The organism is Streptomyces sp. NPDC006624, assembly GCF_040611555.1.
Lineage (GTDB): Bacteria > Actinomycetota > Actinomycetes > Streptomycetales > Streptomycetaceae > Streptomyces.
In genome coordinates this window covers 154,666-178,575 of sequence record NZ_JBEXOM010000006.1, presented here as the reverse complement: position 1 = coordinate 178,575, position 23,910 = coordinate 154,666, and the positions used below count along the sequence as shown (strand labels likewise).

Here is a 23,910-nt window from a genome sequence, read left to right as displayed (position 1 = left end):
GTGAACCACCGCCTGGCAGACAGGACTTGGATCAAGGGAGCAGACTCGGCGACCGCCTACTTCGTCGGCTTTCTGCCGGTGACGCCCAGGTGGATCAACAGCGCGAGGTTCGGCTTCAGTTCGGCCTGCTTCACGCCCCAGGAGGAGAAGCCCTTCTGGTGCGAGGCGACGGCCGCGAGCATCGTCACCAGCGAACCGGCGATCGCCGCCGGGTTCACGTCCTTGTCGACGCGGCCCTTGGCCTGCAACTCGGCGACGGCGTCCGCCAGGGAGTTGTTGACCGAGTTGAGGATCTTCATGCGGAGCTTGTAGAAGCGCTTGTCGCCCTCGGCGGCGCCGAGATCGACGACCCGGAGGATCGCGTCGTTCTTCCGCCAGAACTCCATGAAGCCGTCGACGAGTTCCTGCGCCGTCTGCCAGCCGGCCTTGCCGGCCCAGGAGCGGCCCTCCAGGAGCTCGGTCAACACGGCGCCCTCGGCGGCCATTTGATCGGCGATCTCCAGGACGGCGCCCTCGACGTCCGGGAAGTACTGATAGAAGGTCGCGGGCGAAGTGCCCGCCTTCCGGGCGACATCGATGACTTTGACGTCGCGGTACGGGGAGGAGCTGAGCATCTCGCTGAGGCAGTCGAGCAGCTTCTGCCGGGTCGCCTGCCCACGTCGGCCGGCCACCCGGCCGTCGACGGTACGCACTTGTCCTGTCATGCCGTCAGCTTACCGAGGCGTGATCGGGGCGCGATTCGGCCGACTGCAAATGGGGTGCGGGGGAGTGCGGAGGCCGCTGTGCCTGGTCTGCGGGCTGCGGCCGTCGCGGTTACGTTGGCGACATGGCCGAAAACAGGGCATCGGTGTACGCGGAGGGCGTCCCCTGCTGGGTGGACGCGCAGCTTCCCGACGTGGAGGCGGGCAAGCGGTTCTACGGTGGACTTTTCGGGTGGACCTTCGAGGACTGGTTCGGCTCCTTCGTCCAGGCCCGCAAGGACGGCGAACCCGTGGCCGCCCTGGTCCGCAAGGTGGACGGCCGGCTGCCCAGCGTCTGGACGGTGTACTTCGCCACGCCCGACGCCTTGGCCCTGGCCCGCCGGGTGCGGGAGGCCGGCGGGCAGGTGGTCTCGGCGCCGGTGCCGGCCGGCGAGCTGGGCGTCACCGCGCTCCTCACCGACCCCGAGGGCGCCGTCTTCGCCCTGTGGCAGCCCGGCGAGCACCCCGGTTTCGGCGTACGGCACGAGCCGGGCACCTTCGCCTGGGCCCAGCTGTACGCCCGGGACACCGACACCGCCAACGACTTCTACGGCGGGCTGTTCCAGGAGGCCCTGTTCGGGCCGGACGCCGAGCCCGACTTCGGCCGCGCCCCCGTCTCCGACGTCTTCCCGGCTCAGATGCCGCCGCACTTCCTCGTCCACTTCGCCGTCGAGGACGTACCGGCCGCGCTGGAGGACGTGACCCGGCTCGGCGGGCGGGTCCAGGCCCCGCCCTTCGAGACCTCGTACGGCACGGTCGCCGTCGTCACCGACGACCAGGGGGCCTCCTTCGCGCTGCTGCGCCGCTGAGCGGACACCCCTATGGTCAGCTTTTGCCCCTGTATGAAGGGCAACACCCCAAAGATTCCCGGGTTCGCAACCACGGCTCCGGCCAGGAAGAATCGGGGTGCGTGCCGCCATGGCGGTGCGGTGGTGAGACGCTGCACGGGGTCGCGTGGAACATGTGGCTTGGCGCGGCTCGTACGGGGAGGTGGCAGGCAGAGTGGTGGATCAGCTGACGCAGCACGATCCGCGGCGGATCGGGCCGTTCGAGGTGCTGGGACGGCTGGGTGCGGGCGGCATGGGGCTGGTCTATCTCGCGCGCTCGGCGTCCGGCCGGCGCGTGGCGATCAAGACCGTCCGGACCGAGCTGGCCGAGGACCAGCTGTTCCGGGTCCGCTTCACGCGTGAGGTGGAGGCGGCCCGGGCCGTCTCCGGCTTCTACACGGCCGCGGTCGTGGACGCCGACCCGCGCGCCGCCGTGCCGTGGCTGGCCACCGCCTACGTTCCCGCGCCCTCCCTCGAGGAGATAGTGAACGACTGCGGGCCGCTCCCGGCCCAGGCCGTGCGCTGGCTCGCCGCGGGCGTGGCCGAGGCGCTGCAGTCGATCCACGGGGCCGGTCTGGTGCACCGGGACCTGAAGCCGTCGAACGTCCTCGTCGTCGAGGACGGCCCCCGGGTGATCGACTTCGGCATCGCGTCCGGCGTATCGAACACACGTTTGACGATGACGAACGTCGCCGTCGGCACGCCCGCCTACATGTCGCCCGAGCAGGCCAAGGACTCCCGCAGCGTCACCGGCGCCAGCGACGTCTTCTCCCTCGGCTCGATGCTGGTGTTCGCCGCCACCGGGCACCCGCCCTTCCACGGCGCCAACCCGGTCGAGACCGTGTTCATGCTGCTGCGCGAGGGCCCGGACCTCGAAGGGCTCCCGGACGAGCTGCGCCCGCTGATCGAGTCCTGCATGCAGATGGACCCCACGGCCCGCCCCAACCCGGCCGACCTCCAGGCGCAGCTGGCCCCCCACCTCTTCGGCTCCGGCTCCGACGACAGCGGCACGGCCTCCGCCTGGCTGCCCGAGCGGGCGGTGCACCTGATCGAGTCCCGCCGCAACGGCCGCCCCGCGGGCAAGCCCGCCCCCGCCGCCCGCAGCGGCGGCGGCGCCCGTCCCGGCCCGGGCCCCGCGCCCATTCCGCCCCCGCCCCCGCACGACCCGGTCGTCCCGGCGCCCGTGCCGGCCCGCGCGGGCGGCCCCGACACCGGCCCCGTCCGGCTGGCCGGCGCCAAGGTGCCCATCGGCCCGGGCCCGCGCGTCGCCGACGTCCGTGCCGCCGCCGTCAAGGCGCCCCCGCCGGAGGCCGCCCTCAGCGCCTCCTGGTCCAAGCCCCGCCCCGGTGTCAACGGCGCGGACCCCGCCGTCGCCGCGCCCCCCGCCCCCGCCGCGCCGCCCGAGCAGGCGGGCGGCTGGCGGCCCTGGCGCTTCCGCATGTCCAACGACGTCTGGGGCACTCCCTCCGTCGACGGCGACCTCGTCTACGTGACCTCCTTCGAGGTGCACGCCCTGGACGTCGCCACCGGCCGCCGCCGCTTCAAGACCCGCGACGTCGCCTGGTCGATGGCGGTCGCCGAGGGCCGGATCCACGCCTCCGACGGGCCCACCCTGTTCGCGCTGGACGCCCGGGAGGGCGGTGACCTGTGGCGCCTGCAGACCGACGCCTGGGTCTACTCCCTCAAGGCCGGCCGCGGCACCGTCGTCACCGGCACCCGGGGCGGCGGCGTCCAGGGCTGGGAGGCGTCCAGCGGCCAGAAGCTCTGGGAGATCACCGGCTGCCAGAGCGACTTCGAGTCCCCCGAGGCAGGACCGGTCCTGCACGACGGCACCGTCTACGTCTGGCAGGACGCCCGGCTGCGCGCCCTGGACGCCCGCACCGGCGACGAGCGCTGGTCGTACCCGATCGGCGACGCGGCCTCCTGCGGCGGCGTCCCGATCCGCCTCACCCAGGCGGACGACGGCTACGTCTACGTCTGCGCCGGCACCCGCGTCCTCGCCCTCGACGTGGCCGCCGGGCACGTGAAGTGGCACTTCGAGGCGCCGGCGGTGTTCCTCTCGCCGCCCGCCTTCGTGCCGGGCCCGGCCGTCACCGGAGGCGGCATCTACCTGGCCGACTACCTCGGCACGGTCTACGCCCTGGACGCCACCGACGGCCGCGACCGCTGGCGCATCGCCACCGAGTCCCGCGCCTCCGTCGAACCGGTCCTGGTCGCCGCCGGGCACGTCCACGTGGGCAGCGGCAAGGGCCTCTACACCCTCGACGCGGTCACCGGCACGCCCAAGTGGCGCTTCCAGGCGGGCGGCGACATCGTGGGCGCCCCCTCGGTGGCCGAGGGCCGTATCCACTTCGGCTCCACCGACCACCTGCTCTACACCCTGAAGGCCGACGACGGCCGGCTGCGCTGGAAGCTCGCCACCGGCGGCGAGATCACCGGCTCCCCGGTCGTCCGGGACGGCGTGGTGTACGCGTGCAGCAAGGACCGCTGCGTGTACGCCCTGGACGCGGAGAAGGGCACGGGCACGGCACGCACCGCGTGACGTGCCCGCGGCGGCCGTCGCACCGCGCCGGGTACGCACCGGTCCCGGCCGCAGCCGCTGCACCCGCCGCGACCGCCGCCGCCCCGGCCCCGACCCCGGCCGAACTCCTCGGGCAGCGTTCGCGGCACCCCGTCCCGCAGACCGCACCACGGCTCCACGCCGACATCTCCTCCGGGTCCGGCGGTCCCCTCCCCCCACGCGACCGTCGGGGTCAGTAACCCGAACGGCCGTAAGGCCACCTTCTCCGTCTCGGTCGCCTTCCAGGACGCCCGGGGCGTCACCGTCGTCGACCGGTACACGGTCCCCGCCGACGGCAACGGCAGGGCGACCGCCGACGGCAGGGCGACCGTCGAGGCCGAGGTGGGCGGGCTCGGGCCCGGTGGACTCGGTCGACCGCTGCGAGGTCGGCCGGCGGGCCCTCGTCGACGACTGACGGGGGCGGCGGGCCTCAGTCCCGCAGGGCGGTCAGGAAGTCGAGCAGCGCCGCGTTCACCTCGTCGGGCCGCTCCTGCTGCGTCCAGTGGCCGCAGCCCGGCAGCACCACCGGATCGCGGTGCAGGTTGGGCATCAGCCCGGGCAGCTTCGCGATCAGCTCCGGCGTGCCCGGGAAGGCCGGCACCAGGTCGCGGTCGCCGTACACGTACAGCGCGGGCGGGGACACCACGGCCCCCTGCCAGGGCGCGGTCAGCTCCCAGTTGCGGTCCAGGTTGCGGTACCAGTTGAGCGCGCCGGTGAAGCCCGGCGCGAAGCTCTCCGTGAGCAGGTCGAGGTCCTCCTCGGTGAGCCACGGCGGCAGCACCTCGGGGTCCGGGGCGTCCGCGAGCCAGCCGCGCTCCGGGTCGGCCAGGGCCTGCTCGGGGCGCCCGGCGTCGGGGGCGTCACCGGAGGCGGAGTACAGCAGCTTGCGCAGCGCGGTGCGGGTGTCGGCCTCGAACTCGGCTTCGGCGGCGCCCGGCCGCTCGAAGTAGTTCCAGTAGAACCGCCCGCCGAACCGCTCGCGCACGCTCTCCAGCGGCGGCCGCGGGCCGCGGAACGGCGGCGGCACGCTCAGCCCCGCCACCCCGCGCACCACGTCCGGCCGCAGCAGCGCGGTGTGCCAGGCCACCGGCGCGCCCCAGTCGTGCCCGACGACGAACGCCCGCTCCTCGCCCAGCGCGTGGATCAGCCCGACCACGTCCCCCACCAGGTGGAGGATGCTGTACGCGGCCACGTCCTCGGGGTGGTCGCTGCCGCCGTAGCCGCGCTGGTCCGGTGCGACGACCCGGAACCCGGCCTCGGCGAGCGGCCCGAACTGGTGCCGCCAGGAGTGCCAGGACTCCGGGAAACCGTGCAGCAGCACCACCAGCGGGCCCTCACCCCGCTCCGCGATGTGCAGCCGTACGCCGTTCACGTCGATCACCCGATGCTCCACCACGCGCCCGAGCATACGGGCGGGCGGTCGGACGCTCCCTCACCGCGACCGGTACCCCCGCCGCCCCGCGAACGGCCGTGCTTGACGCGGTGCTTCGGCGTTGCCGAGCGCGATGAGGGGCCGAGCCCGGGAGCCGCGGTGGTGCCGTTCCGGCTCGTGGAACGGCTGCGCGGCGAACCCGGCGTCGCCACCGTCCTGACGGCGTACGGCCCGTCCGGGGCGGGCGGCGTGGCCACGCGTGCCGGCGGGGCGACGACCCGGTGGTGATCGCGTCCACGTCGGGCCGGGCGATCCCGGGCACGCGGATGTGGGTGGCGGACACGAGGACTGCCCCCTGCCCCCGGGCATCGCGGGCGAGGTTCTCGTCGACGCCCGGTGCCCTGCTCCGGGGCGTCACTACGGCCGGCGGTCTGCGCCCGGCAGGGCCGCGGTGCCCGTGACCGACATCATCAGGGAGTACAGGACGGTGTCCGCCGCGATGAACATCCGGTTGCGCCGGGCGCCCCCGAACCGGATGTTGGCCACCGTGCCGGGGACCAGCACGCGGCCGAGCAGGGTGCCGTCGGGGTCGTAGCAGTGCACGCCCCCGTGCAGGGCGGCCGCCCACAAACGCCCCCGGTCGTCGAAGCGGATGTTGTCGAAGGTGCCGTTCGCGCAGGCGGCGAAGACGTCGCCGCCGCCCAGGGTGCCGTCCTCGCGGACGTCGAAGACGCGGATGTGGTTGGCGAGGCTGTCGGACACGAACAGCCGCCGCTCGTCCGGGGAGAACACCAGGCCGTTGGGCCCTTCGAAGCCGTCCGCGACCAGCCGCACCTCGCCGCTCGCGGGGTCGGCGCGGTAGACGCTCCGGGCGCCGATCTCGCTCTCGCCGCGGTGCCCCTCGTAGTCGGAGGCGATCCCGAACTCCGGGTCGGAGAACCACACGGACCCGTCGGAGCGCACGACGGCGTCGTTCGGGCTGTTGAGCCGCTTGCCCCGGAAGCGGTCGGCGATCACCGTCACCGAGCCGTCGTGCTCGGTCCGCGTCACCCGCCGGGCCCCCTGCTCACAGGTGACGAGCCGGCCCCGGCCGTCGAGGGTGTTGCCGTTGGGGAACCCGGCCGGGGAGCGGAAGACCCCGACGGACCCGGTGGTCTCGTCCCAGCGCAGCAGCCGGTCGTTGGGGATGTCGCTCCACAGCAGATACCGCCCGGCCGGCACGTACACGGGCCCCTCGGCCCACCGGCACCCGTCGAACAACGTCTCCAGCCGCGAGTCCCCCGCGTCACACCGGCCCGACCGGAACCGCTCGTCGAGGGTCTCGTAGAGGTGCGGCTGCTCTCCGGGCATGGGGGCCACCTTCGGGTCGGGGCGGGGCTGGGGCGTCGATCCGTGTGATCCACTATCGCGTCCCGCGCAGGCGGGTGCCGGGGCGACACCACGCCCCGGTGCGGGGATCGGGTGTTCTGCTTGAAGGCGGTGACACGGCGGTGCGGGGGGTCTCCCTTCGCGGGAAGTCCCCCTTCGTGGGGAGTCCCCCTTCGTGGGGAGTCCCCCTTCGAGGGAAGGGGGAGTCCTCGCCCCGGCGTGCCAAGCGGTGGGCCCTCACCCACGTGCGGAGAGAGTGTGCGGACCTTGTGGACTCCCGTGCGCCGGCCTGTGATCGGTGTCTCCCGCGGCTGACGTATCCGCCGTACACAAGGCAAACTGGCGGGGTTGCTCAGGATGTCTAGGGGGACTGCATGGACGGTGTACCGCAGGGTGTACCGCGCGTACCGGAGCAGCGGCGTCCCGACTCCTCGGCCCCGGTGCCGAGTTCACCGGAACCGGCGGCGCCGGTGCCGCTGCGCTTCAGCGTGCTCGGGCCCGTACGGGCCTGGCGCGGCGAGGAGCCGATCAGCACCGGCTCTCCCCAGCAACGCGCCCTGCTCGCCGCCCTGTTGCTGCGCGAGGGCCGTACGGCCACGGCCGCCGAGCTGATCGACGCCCTCTGGGGCGAGGAACCGCCCTCGCAGGCCCTGGCGGCGCTGCGCACGTACGCCTCCCGCCTGCGCAAGATCCTGGACCCGGGCGTCCTGGCCAGCGAGTCGGGCGGGTACGCCGTCCGCGACCTCGCCGACGGCGCCCTGGACCTGTCCGTCGCCCAGGACCTCGCGACCGAGGCGGAGAAGGCCCGCTCGGCCGGTGACCTCTGCCACGCCCGCGCCACGCTGCGGCGGGCCCTCGCCCTGTGGGACGGGGAGACCCTGGCCGGTGTGCCGGGCCCGTACGCGGAGGCGCAGCGCGTCCGCCTGGAGGAGTGGCGGCTCCAACTGCTGGAGTCCCGGCTGGACATGGACCTGGAGCAGGGCTGCCACGCCGAGGCCGTCTCGGAGCTCACCGCCCTCACCGCCGCCCACCCGCTGCGCGAACGGCTGCGCGAGCTGCTGATGCTCGCGCTGTACCGCAGCGGCCGCCAGGCCGAGGCCCTCGCCGTGTACGCCGACACCCGGCGCCTGCTCGCCGACGAACTCGGCGTCGATCCGCGCCCCGGCCTCAGCGAGCTGCAGCAGCGGATCCTCCAGGCGGACCCGGGTCTCGCGGAGCCCTCCTCCCCGGCCCCCGAACCCGCCTCCGTCCCGGTCCGCCCGGCCCAACTGCCCGCGACCGTGCCCGACTTCACCGGCCGGGCCGCCTTCGTCCGGGAACTCGGCGGCATCCTGGCCTCCGCCGAGGGCCGCGTCATGGCGGTCTCGGCCCTCGCCGGCATCGGGGGCGTCGGCAAGACGACCCTCGCCGTGCACGTGGCGCACCAGGCACGCGCGTCCTTCCCCGACGGGCAGCTGTACGTCGACCTGCAGGGCGCGGGCGCCCGGGCCGCCGAGCCGGAGACGGTCCTGGGCTCGTTCCTGCGCGCCCTCGGCACGGCCGACTCCGCGATTCCCGACTCCCTGGAGGAACGCGCGGCGCTGTACCGCTCGGTGCTCGCCGGCCGCCGTGTCCTGGTCCTGCTGGACAACGCCCGCGACGCCGCCCAGATCCGCCCCCTGCTGCCCGGCACGGACGGCTGCGCCGCCCTGGTCACCTCCCGGGTGCGGATGGTCGACCTGGCGGGCGCCCACCTGGTCGACCTGGACGTGATGTCCCCGGACGAGGCGCTGGCGCTGTTCACGAGGATCGTCGGCGAGGAACGGGTCGCGTCCGAGCGGAAGGCCGCCCTGGACGTGGTCGCGGCCTGCGGTTTCCTGCCGCTGGCGATCCGTATCGCGGCCTCCCGCCTGGCGGCCCGGCGCACCTGGACCGTCTCGGTCCTCGCGGCGAAGCTCGCCGACGAGCGCCGCCGCCTGGACGAACTGCAGGCCGGCGACCTCGCCGTCAAGGCCACCTTCGAGCTCGGCTACGGCCAGCTGGAGCCCGCCCAGGCCCGCGCCTTCCGCCTCCTCGGACTGGCCGACGGCCCCGACATCTCCCTCGCGGCGGCGGCAGCGGTCCTGGACCTCCCCGTGGAGGACACCGAGGACCTCCTGGAGTCCCTCGTCGACACGTCCCTCCTGGAGTCCGCCGCCCCCGGCCGCTACCGCTTCCACGACCTGGTCCGGCTCTACGCGCGTGCGTGCGCGGAGCGCGACGAACAGCCCCCCAGCGAGCGGGCGGCGGCCCTGTCCCGCCTGCTGGACTTCTACCTGGCGTCGGCGGCGGGGGTGTACGCGATCGAGCGGCCGGGGGACCGGCTGGTGGACCACCTGGCGCCGACGGACCATCCCGGGCTGCGGTTCGGCGACCGGCACGCGGCCCAGGACTGGCTGTACGCGGAGGCCATCTGCCTGCTGGCGTGCGTACGGCAGTCCGCGGGGCGGCCGGACACGCTCACCCGGGCGATCGATCTGCTGTGGGCCGCCCACGACCTCTCCGAGTCGGGGGCCAACGCCCGCGAGTACGAGGCGACGGCGGAGGCGCTGCTGGACGCGGCCCGCGCGGGGGACTTCGGGCGGGCCGAGGCCCGGGCGCTGACCACGCTCGTCAACGTGCACCACGTGAGCGGCCGTTTCGAGCGGGCGGACCAGGAGGCGGAACGGGCCATCCGGCTCGCCCAGGCCGCCGACGACCTGCTGCCGGTGTGCTGGGCCCGCAACGCGCGCGGCATCATCGCGCTCTACCAGAACCGGCACGAGGACGGCGAGGAGCACCTCTCCCGGGCCATCGAGCACTTCCGGGCCCTGGGCGACCGGCCCGGCGAGGCGGCCGCGCTGTGCAACCTGTCCCGGATCCACCTCGCCACCGGGCGCACCCAGAGCGCGGTCGCCCTGGCCCGCGAGGGCATCGGCATCTACGACGCCATGGGCAACACCATGCGCGGGGCCAACGCCCGCTACGCCCTCGGACTCGCCCTCACCCAGAGCGGCGAGCTGGGCGACGCGGCCGCCCGGCTCCACGAGGCGCTGGAGGTGTTCCGCGACAGCAGGCAGCGCCTGTGGGAGGGCATGAGCCTGTTCCGGCTGGCCGAGGTGGATCTCGCCGCCCGGCGTCCGGCGCAGGCCGCCGCGAACGCCGAGATGGCGCTCACGGTGCTCCGCGGCATCGGCGGCGCGTGGCGGCGCGGCAACGTGCTGACCGCCCTGGGCCGGGCGCTCAGCGGCATAGGCCAGACCGGCCGCGCCCAGGTCTGCTGGCAGGAGGCCGCGGTGATCTACGAGGAGCTGGGGTCGCCCGAGGCGGCCGAGGTGCGCGCGCTGCTGTCCCCGGCGCGCGCCGCCTGAGAGGCCGGGGCGCCGCGTTCATCATTCGTTTATCGCTCCTCGCCATGATGGACGCAGTCGATCCGTCGCGTCGGGGGGCAGACGGGTCGCCGCAACGGGCCCCCACCGGGAACCAGGGTGAGGGGCCCGAGTGGGCCCGTCCGGTCGGACTCGGGGGAGTGACCGGGCGGGCCCGCCATCTCACTGCTTGATCCACGCCAAGGAGAGTTGACGATCATGGGCGACCAGCTCAAGCCGCAGGACCTGCACGCCACCGACGAGCCGCTGAAGACCGAGGACCTGCACGCCACCGACGAGCCGCTGAAGACGCAGGACCTGCACGCCACGGACGAGCCGCTGGAGACCAAGGACCTGCACGCCACGTCGGAGCCCTTCAAGCCGGTGAAGTAAGCCTTCATCACACGGGGTTCGGCCGCGGCGGCGCGGAGGGGAAGCCGTCGCGGCCGAAGTGTGTCCGGGTGTCCGGGCACCTGATCGACCACGTCTCACCGGCCGGCCCGGTCCGCGCCGTCCGGGCGGCTCCAGGCACAGCGGCGCCGGCGGGGACGCCGGCTCCCGCGCGCCGCACGCCCGCGGCGAGGTGCGGGCGATCGTCCGGCCGGGGTGAGCCTCAGCCGGCCAGATCGACCCGCACCGTCAGCAGATCCGTCCCCAGCGCCCGCACCGCGAGGCCGTTGAACCGGGGCAGCCGCCGCAGCCGCGCCACGGCGTCGTCGTCCGGCAGCAGGTGCGCGGTGCCCTCGTGCCAGCGCCCCCGGATCCGCACCCGCACCCGCGGATCCGCCTTGATGTTGCGCACGTACTGCGCGCGCTCGCCGAACTCCGACACCAGCCAGAAGCAGTCCCCGACCCGCCGCCCGCCCACGGGAGTCGGCCGGGGCAGCCCAAAGACGCGCCCCCGGGTCTCCAGGACCGTCTGGAAGGGAAGGCGGCGCAGCAGGGGATTGACGCGGCGCTGGAAGGCCGTGGCGCCGCGGTACCGCAGGTCGGCGAAGCGGGACATGGTCGGGTCTCCTCCGTGTGGCCGGTGGGCACGACGACGCTACCGTCACCGGCTCGCCCCCAGCAGGGCGCGCGGCGGACAGGCGGCGTCCTCAGCGCTCCCGCCGTCCCAGGAACACCGGGTTCGTGAACGCCGCCAGCGCCCCCGGCACCGGCCCCGCCGCCGCCTCGTGCCGCAACTCGGCGCGTACGTACGCCGCGTACGACGGCGTCGTCCGCCACTCCACGGTGCCCTCGCCCGACACCGGCAGCGGGGCGCTGGTGTGCAGCACGCCCTGGTCGGTGACGAAGCGGACCGTGCAGCGCGGGGCGCCCGTGACCTCCAGGCGGACGGTGACCGGGGTGTCGCGGTCCACCTCGAGCCGCTCGCCGATGCCCGCGTGCCCGCCCCGCCCGCCGGACACCCCGAAGAACAGCGAGAGCCGGGCGGACTCGGCGACGTACGAGCGTCCCGAGCGGATGCCCTCCTGGATGGCCTCGCGGGTCAGGTCGTCGGCCAGCACGACCGTCTGGGGGCTGCCCACGGCGTCGGGGGAGCGGTGCGCGTCGCTGCTGCCCATCGCGGGCAGCCAGTCGCGCCCGTCCCGCACGGACGCCACCAGCATGCCGTCCCAGTCGGCCAGGGCCACCTCGTCGTCGGGCGTGTAGGGGCCGTTCCACACCTCCACCGCGTCGGCCTCGCCGAAGCCGAACTTCCAGTTGCAGCCGACGCAGGTGGCGTGCGGATGCGCCGGCACGACCAGGCCCCCGGCGCGCCGGATCTGCCGGGCGAACCGGCCGAAGCGGTTGTCCCGGGCCCGGTAGCGCCAGTCGACGAAGGTGCCCGGGTCGGTGCCGAGCGCCACGACGTGCCCGTTGCGGGTGGTGACCTCCTCGCCCAGCAGGACGAGCAGGTCGTCCCCGGCCACGTCCGCCCAATGGGCGTGCGCCGCGTGCGTGTTGTGCTCCGAGGAGTTGATGAAGTCCAGCCCGGCCGCCCGGGCCAGCTCCCCGATCTCGGCGGGGGTGCGGCGGCCGTCGGAGTACCAGGAGTGCAGATGGCAGTCGCCCCGGTACCAGGCCCGGCCCCGCCCTTTGGCCCGCTCCGGCGGATACACCGGCCGCGCTGCCTCGCCCGGCTCCCCGTAGGTCAGGGTGACGGTGATCTCGTACGCCATACCCTGCGGGGCGACCGTGTACGGGCCGAGCGCGATGTGCCAGGTGCCCGCGCGCACCGGGCCCGGGAGGTAGCCGGGCGTGGCGTCGTCGGCGCGGATGAAGAACTCCGTGCGCGCCCCGCCCGACCAGCCCCGGAAGCCCTTGCCCCCCAGTTCGGTGCCGCGCTCGTCGAAGACGCCGATGTCCAGGGCGTTGCCCGTGGTGCCGGCCGGCACGGACGGCCGGTCGTAGGCGTAGGCGACCTTGAGCTCCCGGACGCCGGCCGGGACCTCGACGGGCACGTACACGAAGTCGGGCGAGCCGGGCGGCAGGGTGCCGCGCAGCGTTCTGCTCTCCTGGCCGCCGTCGGCCGCCGAAGCGAAGCTCACGCTCCCCAACGTAAGCGCGGCGGCCGCTCCCGTCACGAACAGGGTCCGCCGGCCGGGTCCGCCGTGGTGGTCCTCGCACATGCTGCCGCTCCCAAGGTGTCGTCGGTTGACCGGGCATGGGTGGTGCGGGGTGGTGCGTTCAACCCTGGTATCGAGGCGTGAACCGGCGTGCAAGGGAAGGCGATCCGGGGGCGGGGAGCAAGGAAACGGGCCACACGCCCGCCGGGCGATGCCGACCAGTCGGTATCGACACCCGGCTCGCCCTCGGGTAGAGATGGTCCATGCGTATCGCCGTAACGATCTTCCTCACCGACGAGACGATCACCCCCACCCGGCTGGCCCGGGAGCTGGAGGAGCGCGGATTCGCCGGGCTGTACCTGCCCGAGCACACGCACATCCCCGTCGAGCGGACCACCCCGTACCCGGCGGGCGGGGAGCTGCCGCGCGAGTACGGCCGCACCCTCGACCCGTTCGTGGCGCTCGGCCAGGCCGCCGCCGTCACCGAGCGGCTCGGGCTGGGCACGGGCATCACGCTCGTCGCCCAGCACGACCCGATCGCCCTGGCCAAGCAGGTCGCGACGCTGGACCACCTCTCCGGCGGCCGGTTCACCCTCGGCCTCGGCTTCGGCTGGAACGTCGAGGAGGCCGCCGACCACGGCGTCCACTGGAGCACCCGGCGCGCGCTGGTCCGGGACCGGATGGCGCTGATGCGGGCGCTGTGGTCGCCGGAACCGGTCGCGTACGAGGGGGAGTTCGGCGGCGTCCGGGCCAGCCACGCGTACCCCAAGCCCGTGCGGGCGCCGCGCGGTCCGGTCGCCGGCCCGCGCACGCTCGTCGGCGGGGCCGCCGGACCCAAGCTGTTCGCCCACATCAGCGAGTACGCCGACGGCTGGCTGCCCATCGGCGGGCGAGGGCTCGGCGAGGCGCTGCCCGTCCTGCGGGCCGCCTGGGCCGAGGCGGGCCGCGACCCCGAGGCACTCCAGGTCGTCCCGTACGCCGTCCACCCCACTCCGGGCAAGCTCGACCACTTCGCCGACCTCGGCATCGAGGAGGTCGTGGCGCAGCTGCCGCCGGGGAGGGAGAGCGAGGTGCTGAAGGCCCTGGAGGCGTACGAGCCCTATATCTCAGGCCAGTGAGGGTTTCTGACTGTGATTCAGCCCACGCTGGCTGGTTCGGGTCCGTCTCCCCCTACTAAACTGCGAGTAAACAACCGAGCCGGGTGAACACCGGCGTGGCGACTGACCACCGCCCGCCCGTAGGTGTGACCGGCTCGTCCTGTCGTGTCGTTTTCCGGACCGGCAGGAAAGCAAACAGGGGGAGATTTCACTTGACCACGGTCGCAGAGACCCGGCCGTTCGACGTCTCCGTGGACGGGGAGACGCTGGCGCGTCTGACCGGCCGGGAGCGCGAAGTACTGCGCCACCTGGCCAAAGGCGAGTCGAATCGCGTGCTCGCCAGGAGCCTCGGCATCGCCGAACGCACCGTCCGCGCACATGTCACCAGTATCGTGCGCAAACTGGAACTGGGATCCAGATTCGAGGCCGGCCTGGTGGCGTTCCATCATTACGAGACCCTCACGAAGGAGGCCATCGCCTCCTGAGGCATAGCCGCATTGGGCAATGCCGCATCGGGCGATGCCGCACCCGGCAATACCTGAAGCGGCATTGCCGAAAGTGGCATTGCCGAAAGCGGCCATGCCTGAAGCGGCGATGCCCCACCCGGCAATGCCGCAAGAGGCAATGGAGGGCCCGCCCCGCAAATGGCAGGCTCAACGGCGTTGTTCGCCATGCGTGTGCACCATTCCGGAACACCACACCGGGCGCATGGCTCGTCCGTACCTGGATCACCATCATGGGGGAGAAGAACCCGATGAACATCAAGAAGATCGCCACCGCCGCCGGTGTCGCCACCGCCGGTGTCGCCCTCTTCGTCGCCACCCAGGGCAGCGCCCAGGCCGCTCCGGCCCAGCCGGCCGCGCCCGTGGCCGCCGCCCAGCCGTCGCAGGACAAGGCCCCGCAGGCCATCGGTTCCCTCGTCGGCAAGGCCGCCAAGTCCGTGGGCAAGGCCGCCACCAAGGCGGCCAACAAGGCCACGGCCGTCGGCAAGGGCATGGCCGTCGTCGCGAAGAGCAACGCCGACAACATGCTGTCGCACGGCGCCATCTTCGCCCCTCCGGCCGACCTGCCGCAGGGAGTCACGGCCGACTCGGTCTTCGACCGGTAAGCACCACGTGACGACCACGTATCGCACGACCAGGAGGGCGGCGCTCGTTGTCGGCGGCGCCCTCCTGGGCGCTCACATGACCATGGCCGCCCTGTCCCAGGCGCCCCTCAGCCCCGCGAAACTCGTCTACGGCGACACCGTGGCGGAATACCTCGACCCGTACTTCTCGCAGAACTGGCAGCTCTTCGCCCCGACGCCCGTCTCCGACGACCGCGGCGTCCTGGCCCGGGCCGCCTGCGCGGACGGATCGGTGTCGCCGTACTACGACGTCTCGGCCCGGGGAGTGGAAAAGGCGCAGAGTTCCCGGTTCTTCCCGTCGCGTGAGGTCCGTATCGTCTCCGCGCACCTGCAGAACATCACCAGCAGCGAGGAACTCCTGCGCAGACTGCGGCAGCAGCAGACCAACGACAAGAAACCCGCACTGCCCCCGTTGCCCTACGAGAAGGCCACCGAGGCGGAGGCCGTGAAAGGGCTGTCCCGGTACGCCTACGACCAGATGCCCGACGCGTGCGACGGAAAGGCCGAGAAGGTACAGGTCCGTATGTACGTCCACGAGTTGCCGCCGTGGTCCAAGCGTCACGACCCGTCCGCCGAAGGGAAGGTCCTGGTGAAGGACTTCTCCTGGCACAAGACCCGGGACCTGCGATGAGGAACGCCCTGAAGAACGTCACCGGCCGGCTGGACTCCTGGTCGCTGAACCCGGTCGCCGTCACCGGCGTCTCGGGAACGCGCGCGCTCCTCGGCTTCGTCGGGCTCATGTACTACGTCGGTCAGTACCGGGAGCGGAACTACCTGTTCGGGCCCGACGGGGTGCTGCCGCACGACGAGTTCACGGCCCAGCTGACCGGCTTCAGCGTCTACGCGCTGTCCGCGTCGCCGGTGTTCTTCCAGGTCGTCTTCCACCTGGGGATCGCGGTGGCGCTGGCCGTGACGCTCGGTGTCGGCGGCCGGCCCGGACTGGCCCTGCACTGGGCCCTGTTGTGGTCCGTCTACCAGCGGCAGCCCGGTCTCCTCGACGGCGGCGACAACCTCGCCTACGTCGTCATCCCGTTCCTGCTGCTGACGCGCTGCTACGACCGCTTCGCCCTGCCGACCGGCCTCGCGAGCCGTCTCGCCGAGCGGGTCCCGGGGCATCTGCGGGCGGTGTCCGTGCCGTTCCACAACCTGGGCGTCCTCATGGTGGCCGCGCAGATCTGCCTCGTCTACGTCGTCTCCGGCCTGTACAAGGTGATGGGCGAGGAGTGGCAGGACGGCACCGCGCTCTTCTACATCATGCGCGTCGCGGAGTTCGAACTGCCCGGCTGGTCGAACCTGGTGTACGAGAGCGACTTCCTGGTAGTGCTCGGCACCTACGGAACGGTCGCCTTCCTCGTGTACTTCCCCCTGGGTGTGCTCGTCCCGGCGCTGCGCCCCTGGGCGGCCGCCGCGTCCATCTGCTTCCACCTGTCGATCGCGTTCTTCATGGGGCTGACCGGCTTCGCGCTGACCATGATCGCCTGTGATCTCGTCTTCCTCTCCGGCGCCCTCGACCGGGCGGTGCTCCGGATCAAGGGCCTGCTGCCCGGGGCCCGCAACCCCGAGGCGGAGCCCGAGACGGAACCCGATGCGGGGCCCGAGACGGAGCCCCATGCGGGGCCCGCGGCATCCGCGCCGGCGGCCCCCGCGAGCGGGGAGAACGGAACCAAGTCGGCCGCACCCGAGGCCGAACTCGTCTGACGACAGGAGCGACACCCCACGTGCCCACCCCGACCTGCCTGCTGGGCGGCCCCGGTATCGACGACCGGGCCGCCCACGGCCATGACCAGGACCGGTTCGTCGAGATCGGGTCCCTCAGCAAGGTGTTCACCGGAACCGTCCTGACCCGGCTGGCCGAGGACGGCGTCCTCGGCCTGGACACCCCGCTGGAGGAGTGCCTTCCGGAGGTGCCCGCGGGGACGGGCATCACGCTGAGACACCTGGCCGAGCACACCTCGGGCCTGCCGCGCCTGCCCGTCGGCCCCTCCGGTCCGCCCGACGACCCGTACGCGGCCTTCACCGAGGAGGCCCTGCGCGCCTCGCTGCGCGAGCTGGACCGCGTGGCCACGGGCCGGCTGGGCGAGGAGGAGTACTCCAACCTCGGGTACGCGGTGCTCGGGTACGCGCTCACGTCCGTCACGGGCCGCTCCTACCAGCAACTCGTCGACGAGCAGGTGCTGTCGCCCCTCGGGCTGGAGCCGGGCTCGGTCACCGCGCTGCCGCCGCAGGAACGGCGTCTGGTCCCGCGCGGCCTGTTCGGCCGGCCCCGGCCCCTGTGGACGCTGACCGGACCGATCCTGCCTTCGGGCGGCCTGTGGTCCACCTGCCGGACCCTGTCCCGGGTCGTCGTCGGCCTGCTCGTCGAACAACGGCTGGGCCCGCCCGCGCCCAGCTGGCAGCGGGGTCCGTCGATCACCTGGCACAACGGCTCCACCCGCGGTTCGTCCGTCGTGGCGGCGGCGCACGATGACGGCCGCTGGCTCGTCCTGCACCGCCTGGGCGACCCGGCCCGCACCGACAGCCTCGCCAGGAAGACCCTCCTCGGGGCTCCCGCCCCGCGCGGCGAGAACTGATCACGAGCACCCGCACGACACCGAGAGAAGCACGGGGAACATCATGAGGATCGCCTGGTTCGGCTGGCTGGCGCAGCACTTCGGCGAGTACGGCTACAGCGACGGGCCGTTGCGCGCCGCGATAGGCACGGCCGCGGTGCTGGTGACCGCCGCGCTGGTGTGGTTCGCGCTGCACCGCCACCGCCCGGCCGCCGTGGCCGCCGCCGGTCTCACCTGTGCCGTGGGCATCGGGTGGCTGGCCTTCCACTGACCGGCCTGTCCGCTGACCGGTCTGTCCATGGCCGGCCTGTCCGCTGACCGGCCCGTCCACGGTCGGCCTTTCCACCAAGGGGGACCCGCATGACGGACGCCGTCGTCGTCGGCTCCGGGCCCAACGGGCTCGCGGCCGCGCTCACCCTCGCCCGCGCGGGCCTGCGCGTCGAGGTGTTCGAGGCGCACGAGCGGATCGGCGGAGGGCTGCGCTCGGAGGCCCTGTTCGACTCGGAGGTGCTGCACGACATCTGCGCCGCGGTCCACCCCATGGCGCCGGTCTCCCCGTTCATGCGGTCCCTGGACCTGGCGGGGCACGGCGTTCCGCTGCTGCACTCTCCCGCCGCCTACGCCCATCCCCTCAAGGGCCGCCCGGCCGTGCTGGCCTGGCGCGACCTCGACACCACCTGCGCGGAACTGGGCGCGGACGGGCGGCGCTGGCGGCGGCTGATGCTGCCGCTGATGGAGCGCTCGGCGGACGTGGTGGAGCTGATGCTCTCCACCCAGCGCACGCCCCCGAACCCGCGGGCCCTGGCCGTGCTGGCCCCCCGGCTGCCGGCGCAGGCCCTGCGCGTGGGCGGCGGGCTGCGCACCGAGGCGGCCCGGGCGCTGCTGACGGGCGTGGCCGCCCACGGCATCGGCCGGCTGCCCTCTCCGGCGTCCGCCGCCGTCGCGCTGCTGCTCGGGCACCTCGCCCACACCACCGGCTGGCCCGTCCCCCGGGGCGGCTCGCACGCCGTCGCCGCCGTCATGGCCGCGCACATCGAGCGGCTCGGCGGCCGCATCCACACCGGGGTCCGGGTGGACAGCCTGCACGACCTGCCCGCCCGCCGACTCACCCTGCTGGACGTCTCGCCCCGCGAACTGGCCCGGATCGCCCCCCTGCCGGGCGGCTACCTCCGCGCGCTGTCCCGCTACCGCTACGGCCCCGGCGCCGCCAAGGCCGACTTCCTCGTCGAGGGCCCGATCCCCTGGAGCGACCCCCGTCTGTCCCGGGCCGCCACGATCCACCTGGGCGGCACGCACGGCACGGCACCGCAGCTGGCCCGCGCCGAGACGGCGACGGCCCGGGGGCTGCGGACCGGGCACCCGTACGTCATCGTGGTCGACCCGGCCGCCGCGGACCCGGCCCGGGCCGTGCGCGGCAGGAGACCGGTCTGGGCCTACGCGCACGTACCCCACGGCGACACGCGGGACCCGCTGCCGGTGATCCGCGCCGCCCTGGAGACCCACGCCCCCGGTTTCACCGACACGGTGCTCGCCGAACGCGGCGTCACGGCGGCGCGGCTGGGTGCGTACAACGCGAACTACGTGGGCGGTGACATCGCCTCCGGCGCCATGAGCCTGTGGCAGACGCTGGCCCGTCCGGTGCCGCGCTGGAACCCCTACCGCACGCCCCTGCCGGGCACGTTCCTGTGCTCCTCGGCGACCCCGCCGGGCCCGTCGGTGCACGGTATGTGCGGCTACCACGCGGCCAGGGCGGCGCTGCGGGAGTGGCCGGGGGCGGGCCCGACCGCTCACGCCCCGGCTGATCAGGGCGATCGTATGCTCGAAGGATGACGACTCCCGCGACCTCCGGAACCGGCCCCACCGAGAACTCCCTGCGTCGCGCCCTGAAACGGGCCAGGGACGGCGTCTCCCTCGACGTCGCCGAGGCGGCGGTCCTGCTCCAGGCGCGGGGTGGGCACCTGGAGGACCTGTCGGCCTCGGCGGCCCGGGTGCGGGACGCGGGCCTGGAGGCGGCCGGCCGGCCCGGCGTCATCACGTACTCCAAGAGCGTCTTCATCCCGCTGACGCGGCTGTGCCGGGACAAGTGCCACTACTGCACGTTCGTCACCGTCCCCGGCAGGCTGCGCCGGGAGGGCCACGGGATGTTCATGTCCCCGGACGAGGTGCTGGACATCGCCCGCAAGGGCGCCGCACTCGGCTGCAAGGAAGCCCTCATCACCCTCGGCGACAAGCCCGAGGACCGCTGGCCCGAGGCGCGCGAGTGGCTCGACGCGCACGGCTACGACGACACCCTCGCCTACGTCCGGGCCATCTCCATCCGGATCCTGGAGGAGACGGGCCTGCTTCCGCACCTGAACCCGGGCGTCATGAGCTGGACGGACTTCCAGCGCCTGAAGCCGGTCGCCCCCAGCATGGGCATGATGCTGGAGACCACCGCGACCCGCCTCTGGTCGGAGCCGGGCGGTCCCCACCACGGCTCGCCCGACAAGGAGCCCGCGGTGCGCCTGCGGGTCCTGGAGGACGCCGGACGGTCCTCCGTGCCCTTCACCTCCGGGCTGCTCATAGGGATCGGGGAGACCTACGAGGAGCGCGCCGAGTCCCTGTTCGCGCTGCGGAAGGTCGCGCGCTCCTACCACGGCATCCAGGAGCTGATCATCCAGAACTTCCGCGCCAAGCCGGACACCGCGATGCGCGGCATGCCCGACGCGGAACTGGACGACCTGGTCGCCACGGTCGCCGTCGCCCGCCTCCTCATGGGCCCGGGCGGCAACATCCAGGCGCCGCCCAACCTCGTCGACGACGAGTACGAGCGGCTGATCGGCGCCGGCATCGACGACTGGGGCGGGGTCTCCCCGCTCACCATCGACCACGTCAACCCCGAGCGCCCCTGGCCGCAGATCGAGCAGCTCGCCGCGACGTCCCGCGCGGCCGGTTTCGAGCTGCGCGAACGCCTGTGCGTCTACCCGGAGTTCGTGCGGCGCGGCGAGCCGTGGCTGGACCCGCGGCTGCGCCCGCACGTGGCCGCGCTGGCCGACCCGGAGACCGGCCTCGCCCGCCCGGACGCCCTGCCACGGGGCCTGCCCTGGCAGGAGCCGGAGGAGGTGTTCGCCGCGTCCGGCCGCACCGACCTGCACACCTCGATCGACACCGAGGGCCGCACCTCGGACCGCCGGGACGACTTCGACGAGGTGTACGGCGACTGGGACGCCCTGCGCGAGGCCGCCGCCCCCGGCATGGCACCGGAGCGCATCGACACCGACGTACGGCAGGCCCTGCGCACGGCCGCCGACGACCCGACCAGGCTCACCGACGACGAGGCCCTCGCCCTGCTGCACGCGGACGGCCCGGCGCTGGACGCCCTCGCCCGGGTCGCCGACGACGTCCGCAAGTCGGCCGTGGGCGACGACGTCACCTACATCGTCACCCGCAACATCAACTTCACCAACGTCTGCTACACCGGCTGCCGCTTCTGCGCCTTCGCCCAGCGACGCACCGACGCCGACGCCTACACCCTCTCCCTGGAGCAGGTCGCCGACCGGGCCCAGCAGGCCTGGGACGTGGGCGCGGTGGAGGTCTGCATGCAGGGCGGCATCCACCCGGACCTGCCCGGCACCGCGTACTTCGACATCGCGCGGGCGGTGAAGGAACGCGTCCCCGGCATGCACGTGCACGCCTTCTCGCCGATGGAGGTCGTTAACGGCGCGACCCGCACCGGCCTGTCGATCAGGGAGTGGCTGACGGCCGCCAAGGAGGCGGGCCTGGACACCATCCCGGGCACGGCCGCCGAGATCCTCGACGACGAGGTCCGCTGGATCCTCACCAAGGGCAAGCTGCCCGCCGCCGACTGGATCGAGGTCGTGACGACCGCCCACGAGCTGGGCATCCGCTCGTCCTCGACGATGATGTACGGCCATGTCGACCAGCCCCGGCACTGGCTCGGGCACCTGCGCACCCTGGCCGGCATCCAGCAGCGCACCGGCGGCTTCACCGAGTTCGTGACGCTGCCGTTCGTGCACACCAACGCGCCGGTGTACCTGGCCGGGATCGCCCGCCCCGGCCCGACCGTGCGGGACAACCGCGCGGTCACGGCCATGGCCCGGCTGCTGCTGCACCCGCACATCCGCAACATCCAGACCAGCTGGGTGAAGCTGGGCGCGGACGGCGCGGCCGAGATGCTCCGCTCCGGCGCGAACGACCTCGGCGGGACGCTCATGGAGGAGACCATCTCCCGGATGGCGGGCTCGTCGTACGGCTCGTACAAGTCGGTCGGGGACCTGATCGCCGTGGCGGAGGCGGCCGGGCGTCCCGCCAGGCCCCGCACCACCCTCTACGGCGAGGTGCCCGAGGAGCGGCAGCGGGCGGCCCGGGCGTCGGACGGGCACCTGCCGGAGCTGCTGCCGGTGCTGGACTGACCCGCTACCGGCCCCCGGTGTCCGCCGGCTGGTGCGCCGTCAGGGCGCGGCCGGCGGCGGCGCCGGGCCGCTCCGGCCGCGGGGGCGGCACGCCCCGTCCGGCCCACAGCAGCACCAGCCCGAGGGCGCCCGCCAGCGCCGGCCAGTACACGTAGCGGAAGTCCGTCGCGGGCATGATCGGCAGATAGCCGAGGACGTAGGCCGCCGAGCTGACGCCCAGGACCCGGACCGGCAGGGCGAAGGCGCCCCGGCCGGGCCGGATCGCGAGGGCGAGCGCCACGGCCAGCCAGAACCAGCCGCGGAACAGCCACCGCAGGTCCGCCGTCATGCCGTCGACGTACGTGCCGAGCATGTCCTCCAGCCGGGGGTGGGCCACCTCGACGCCGAGGTCGTTGCGGCTGATCCCCGCCTTGTACGTGTAGTCGGTCTCGAACAGCAGGGTCGCGAACAGCCGCAGCCGGTACTGCAGATACTCCGGCACGTGCCCGCTCATCTCCCGCAGCCACAGGGACGTCAGCGCGCCCGAGTCGCCGCGCAGCCCGTCGGCGGGGCGCTCGTAGCAGGCCCAGTAGGCGTCGGAGAGGACGCCGGTGCGGGCGCACTCCCGCGCCGAGGCCACGAGCCGGTCGCGCAGGTCGGGCCGGACGTCCGCCGCGCGCAGCTCGTCCACGCTCAGCACGTGCACCAGGTCGTCGAGCATGATCTGCGCACTCTGCTCGGTCCGCAGCGGCTTCGCGAACAGGGAGATGGCGGCGGCCGGCACCACGAGCCCGGCCACCAGGGCCGCCGTGCACAGCGTCCAGGTGCGGCGCCCGGGGGCGGGCCACAGCGCGAGGACGAGCAGCGCGAAGACGGGGACCGCGGCGACGAAGGCGTTCTTGCGCACCAGCATGGCGTAGGCGAGGAACAGCACGCCCAGCCACAGCAGTGCCCACCGCACGACCGGGCGGACGGGCCGGCCCCTGAGACGCAGCCCGGTGACCGCGACCGCGCAGGCGGCGAGCAGCGCGAACGCGGCGTGCACGTCCTTCCACACCACCCCGGCGAAGGTCAGCACGAAGGGGGCGAGACCGACCCCGAGCACGGCGAGCGAACCGCCCCGGCGCCCGGTCACCTCCCACACGCACCAGGCCAGCACCCACAGCGCGCCCCACAGGACGAGCGACTGCACCACGAGCAGGGACGCGATCGAGCCGGTGACGGCGATCAGCGCCCGCCACACCAGGCTCAGCACGGGCGGATGCCAGTCCGTCAGCGGCCTTTCGCCCCGGGCCTGCCGGAGCTGGTCGAGGCTGTCGGGACTCAGGAAGCCGGGGGCGAAGACCAGGACCGTGCCCAGGCAGCAGAGTGCGGCGACGGCGGCCAGGACCCACGGCCAGCGCCGCCCCCGCCGCCACATCCATACCTTTTGTCCCATGTGCCGGATGCTAACGGCTCGTCGGGAAACCGGCCGGTCAGGGGGCGACGAAGACGTAGCGCCGGTAGGTGTAGAAGCGGAACAGGGTCGCGAGCACCCAGCCGAAGACGCGGGCGGTGTTGTCGCTGAGCGCCGAGTCGAGCCCGAGCAGCTGCCGCGAGGCGAAGACCGTCCCCGCCGTGATGGCGAGCCCGACCCCGTTCGCCACCAGGAACAGCGCGAGTTCGCGGGCCACGTTCTCGCGGTGCCGGTGGCGGTAGGTCCAGTAGCGGTTGCCGACCCAGCTGAACAGCGCGGCCGCGGCCGTCGCGAGCACGGACGCCTGCACGGGCGCCGTCCGCATCACCCCGTCGCCGCCCTCCCCGGGCAGGCCGAAGACCAGCAGGTTGTAGCCGCCGTTGTCGACGACGAAGGCCAGCGCGCCGACGACCCCGAACGTGGCGGCCTCGCGCCAGATGCCCTGTACGGCGTCGCGTACGGAACGGGTCAGAGAGGCGAGAACCGGCACAAAGGGGAGGGTAGCCACCC

At 73.7% G+C, this 23,910-nt stretch carries 20 protein-coding genes and 1 pseudogene; 14 read left to right on the top strand and 7 right to left on the bottom strand.

The window, feature by feature from the left end:
• Positions 1–56: 56 nt before the first annotated feature.
• The gene (locus ABZY20_RS13755) at positions 57–692 is read right to left on the bottom strand and encodes a TetR family transcriptional regulator (protein ID WP_356441709.1); all 636 of its coding nucleotides are present in this window, start codon (positions 690–692) and stop codon (positions 57–59) included.
• Positions 693–826: 134 nt separating this feature from the next.
• On the opposite strand from ABZY20_RS13755, the gene ABZY20_RS13750 reads away from it, so the two are divergent.
• Positions 827–1,549 (top strand): VOC family protein, encoded by a 723-nt coding sequence (locus tag ABZY20_RS13750; protein ID WP_356441149.1) that lies wholly within the window; start codon positions 827–829, stop codon positions 1,547–1,549.
• Between the two features lie 193 nt (positions 1,550–1,742).
• A complete protein-coding gene (locus tag ABZY20_RS13745; protein WP_356441146.1) occupies positions 1,743–4,109 on the top strand; it encodes a serine/threonine-protein kinase in 2,367 nt (788 codons plus the stop codon).
• Between the two features lie 448 nt (positions 4,110–4,557).
• Here ABZY20_RS13745 and ABZY20_RS13740 read toward each other — a convergent pair whose 3' ends face one another.
• The gene (locus ABZY20_RS13740; protein ID WP_356441144.1) at positions 4,558–5,523 is read right to left on the bottom strand and encodes an alpha/beta hydrolase; all 966 of its coding nucleotides are present in this window, start codon (positions 5,521–5,523) and stop codon (positions 4,558–4,560) included.
• A 126-nt stretch (positions 5,524–5,649) separates the two neighbouring features.
• Here ABZY20_RS13740 and ABZY20_RS13735 point away from each other — a divergent pair.
• A pseudogene (locus ABZY20_RS13735) lies at positions 5,650–5,834 on the top strand (fatty acid--CoA ligase family protein); the annotation flags it as partial.
• 82 nt (positions 5,835–5,916) lie between these two features.
• On the opposite strand, the gene ABZY20_RS13730 reads toward ABZY20_RS13735, so the two are convergent.
• Entirely contained in the window at positions 5,917–6,849 is a 933-nt protein-coding gene (locus ABZY20_RS13730; RefSeq protein WP_356441142.1) for an SMP-30/gluconolactonase/LRE family protein, read from the bottom strand.
• A gap of 392 nt (positions 6,850–7,241) precedes the next feature.
• Between ABZY20_RS13730 and ABZY20_RS13725 the strand changes: the two genes are divergently transcribed.
• Together ABZY20_RS13725 and ABZY20_RS13720 are read left to right on the top strand one after the other, a co-directional pair.
• Positions 7,242–10,235 carry a BTAD domain-containing putative transcriptional regulator gene (locus tag ABZY20_RS13725; protein WP_356441140.1) on the top strand — a complete coding sequence of 998 codons (2,994 nt, stop codon included), beginning with the start codon at positions 7,242–7,244 and terminating at the stop codon, positions 10,233–10,235.
• 216 nt (positions 10,236–10,451) lie between these two features.
• Positions 10,452–10,625 carry a hypothetical protein gene (locus ABZY20_RS13720; protein WP_356441137.1) on the top strand — a complete coding sequence of 58 codons (174 nt, stop codon included), beginning with the start codon at positions 10,452–10,454 and terminating at the stop codon, positions 10,623–10,625.
• 220 nt (positions 10,626–10,845) lie between these two features.
• On the opposite strand, the gene ABZY20_RS13715 is transcribed toward ABZY20_RS13720, so the two are convergent.
• The gene (locus ABZY20_RS13715; protein WP_356441134.1) at positions 10,846–11,238 is read right to left on the bottom strand and encodes a nitroreductase/quinone reductase family protein; all 393 of its coding nucleotides are present in this window, start codon (positions 11,236–11,238) and stop codon (positions 10,846–10,848) included.
• Positions 11,239–11,329: 91 nt separating this feature from the next.
• Positions 11,330–12,844, bottom strand: a complete 1,515-nt coding sequence (locus ABZY20_RS13710) for a CehA/McbA family metallohydrolase (RefSeq protein ID WP_356441132.1) — start codon at positions 12,842–12,844, stop codon at positions 11,330–11,332.
• Positions 12,845–13,044: 200 nt separating this feature from the next.
• Here ABZY20_RS13710 and ABZY20_RS13705 point away from each other — a divergent pair, with 200 nt between their 5' ends.
• The 9 genes from ABZY20_RS13705 (at position 13,045) to ABZY20_RS13665 (ending at position 21,965) form a co-directional block, all read left to right on the top strand.
• On the top strand, positions 13,045–13,899 hold the full coding sequence (locus ABZY20_RS13705; RefSeq protein ID WP_356441129.1) for an LLM class F420-dependent oxidoreductase: 855 nt from the start codon (positions 13,045–13,047) through the stop codon (positions 13,897–13,899).
• 191 nt (positions 13,900–14,090) lie between these two features.
• A complete protein-coding gene (locus ABZY20_RS13700) occupies positions 14,091–14,363 on the top strand; it encodes a LuxR C-terminal-related transcriptional regulator (protein WP_356441128.1) in 273 nt (90 codons plus the stop codon).
• 251 nt (positions 14,364–14,614) lie between these two features.
• Entirely contained in the window at positions 14,615–14,986 is a 372-nt protein-coding gene (locus tag ABZY20_RS13695; protein WP_356441126.1) for a hypothetical protein, read from the top strand.
• 7 nt (positions 14,987–14,993) lie between these two features.
• Positions 14,994–15,635 (top strand): DUF5819 family protein, encoded by a 642-nt coding sequence (locus ABZY20_RS13690; RefSeq protein WP_356441124.1) that lies wholly within the window; start codon positions 14,994–14,996, stop codon positions 15,633–15,635.
• Positions 15,632–16,702 (top strand): HTTM domain-containing protein, encoded by a 1,071-nt coding sequence (locus ABZY20_RS13685; RefSeq protein ID WP_356441121.1) that lies wholly within the window; start codon positions 15,632–15,634, stop codon positions 16,700–16,702. Before ABZY20_RS13690 ends, ABZY20_RS13685 begins: the two co-directional genes overlap by 4 nt.
• A gap of 20 nt (positions 16,703–16,722) precedes the next feature.
• Positions 16,723–17,574: a serine hydrolase domain-containing protein gene (locus tag ABZY20_RS13680; protein WP_356441118.1), complete on the top strand. Its 852-nt coding sequence runs from the start codon at positions 16,723–16,725 to the stop codon at positions 17,572–17,574.
• A gap of 43 nt (positions 17,575–17,617) precedes the next feature.
• Complete coding sequence (locus ABZY20_RS13675; protein WP_356441116.1) at positions 17,618–17,824, top strand: hypothetical protein; 207 nt, start codon at positions 17,618–17,620, stop codon at positions 17,822–17,824.
• Positions 17,825–17,913: 89 nt separating this feature from the next.
• Positions 17,914–19,383, top strand: coding sequence for an NAD(P)/FAD-dependent oxidoreductase (locus ABZY20_RS13670; RefSeq protein WP_356441113.1), 1,470 nt, complete (start codon positions 17,914–17,916; stop codon positions 19,381–19,383).
• Complete coding sequence (locus ABZY20_RS13665) at positions 19,380–21,965, top strand: bifunctional FO biosynthesis protein CofGH (RefSeq protein WP_356441110.1); 2,586 nt, start codon at positions 19,380–19,382, stop codon at positions 21,963–21,965. Before ABZY20_RS13670 ends, ABZY20_RS13665 begins: the two co-directional genes overlap by 4 nt.
• Positions 21,966–21,969: 4 nt before the next feature.
• Here ABZY20_RS13665 and ABZY20_RS13660 read toward each other — a convergent pair whose 3' ends face one another.
• Positions 21,970–23,382: a hypothetical protein gene (locus ABZY20_RS13660; protein WP_356441108.1), complete on the bottom strand. Its 1,413-nt coding sequence runs from the start codon at positions 23,380–23,382 to the stop codon at positions 21,970–21,972.
• Positions 23,383–23,419: 37 nt separating this feature from the next.
• Complete coding sequence (locus tag ABZY20_RS13655; protein ID WP_356441105.1) at positions 23,420–23,890, bottom strand: GtrA family protein; 471 nt, start codon at positions 23,888–23,890, stop codon at positions 23,420–23,422.
• Positions 23,891–23,910 lie beyond the last annotated feature (20 nt).

Bases quoted from the DNA above. Each gene is read 5' to 3' on its own strand.
- ABZY20_RS13685 (WP_356441121.1), top strand. From the start codon at position 15,632: ATGAGGAACGCCCTGAAGAACGTCACCGGCCGGCTGGACTCCTGGTCG.
- ABZY20_RS13705 (WP_356441129.1), top strand. From the start codon at position 13,045: ATGCGTATCGCCGTAACGATCTTCCTCACCGACGAGACGATCACCCCC.
- ABZY20_RS13715 (WP_356441134.1), bottom strand. From the start codon at position 11,238: ATGTCCCGCTTCGCCGACCTGCGGTACCGCGGCGCCACGGCCTTCCAG.
- ABZY20_RS13665 (WP_356441110.1), top strand. From the start codon at position 19,380: ATGACGACTCCCGCGACCTCCGGAACCGGCCCCACCGAGAACTCCCTG.
- ABZY20_RS13695 (WP_356441126.1), top strand. From the start codon at position 14,615: ATGGGGGAGAAGAACCCGATGAACATCAAGAAGATCGCCACCGCCGCC.
- ABZY20_RS13670 (WP_356441113.1), top strand. From the start codon at position 17,914: ATGACGGACGCCGTCGTCGTCGGCTCCGGGCCCAACGGGCTCGCGGCC.
- ABZY20_RS13675 (WP_356441116.1), top strand. From the start codon at position 17,618: ATGAGGATCGCCTGGTTCGGCTGGCTGGCGCAGCACTTCGGCGAGTAC.
- ABZY20_RS13710 (WP_356441132.1), bottom strand. From the start codon at position 12,844: ATGTGCGAGGACCACCACGGCGGACCCGGCCGGCGGACCCTGTTCGTG.
- ABZY20_RS13725 (WP_356441140.1), top strand. From the start codon at position 7,242: ATGGACGGTGTACCGCAGGGTGTACCGCGCGTACCGGAGCAGCGGCGT.
- ABZY20_RS13750 (WP_356441149.1), top strand. From the start codon at position 827: ATGGCCGAAAACAGGGCATCGGTGTACGCGGAGGGCGTCCCCTGCTGG.
- ABZY20_RS13720 (WP_356441137.1), top strand. From the start codon at position 10,452: ATGGGCGACCAGCTCAAGCCGCAGGACCTGCACGCCACCGACGAGCCG.
- ABZY20_RS13660 (WP_356441108.1), bottom strand. From the start codon at position 23,382: ATGGGACAAAAGGTATGGATGTGGCGGCGGGGGCGGCGCTGGCCGTGG.
- ABZY20_RS13730 (WP_356441142.1), bottom strand. From the start codon at position 6,849: ATGCCCGGAGAGCAGCCGCACCTCTACGAGACCCTCGACGAGCGGTTC.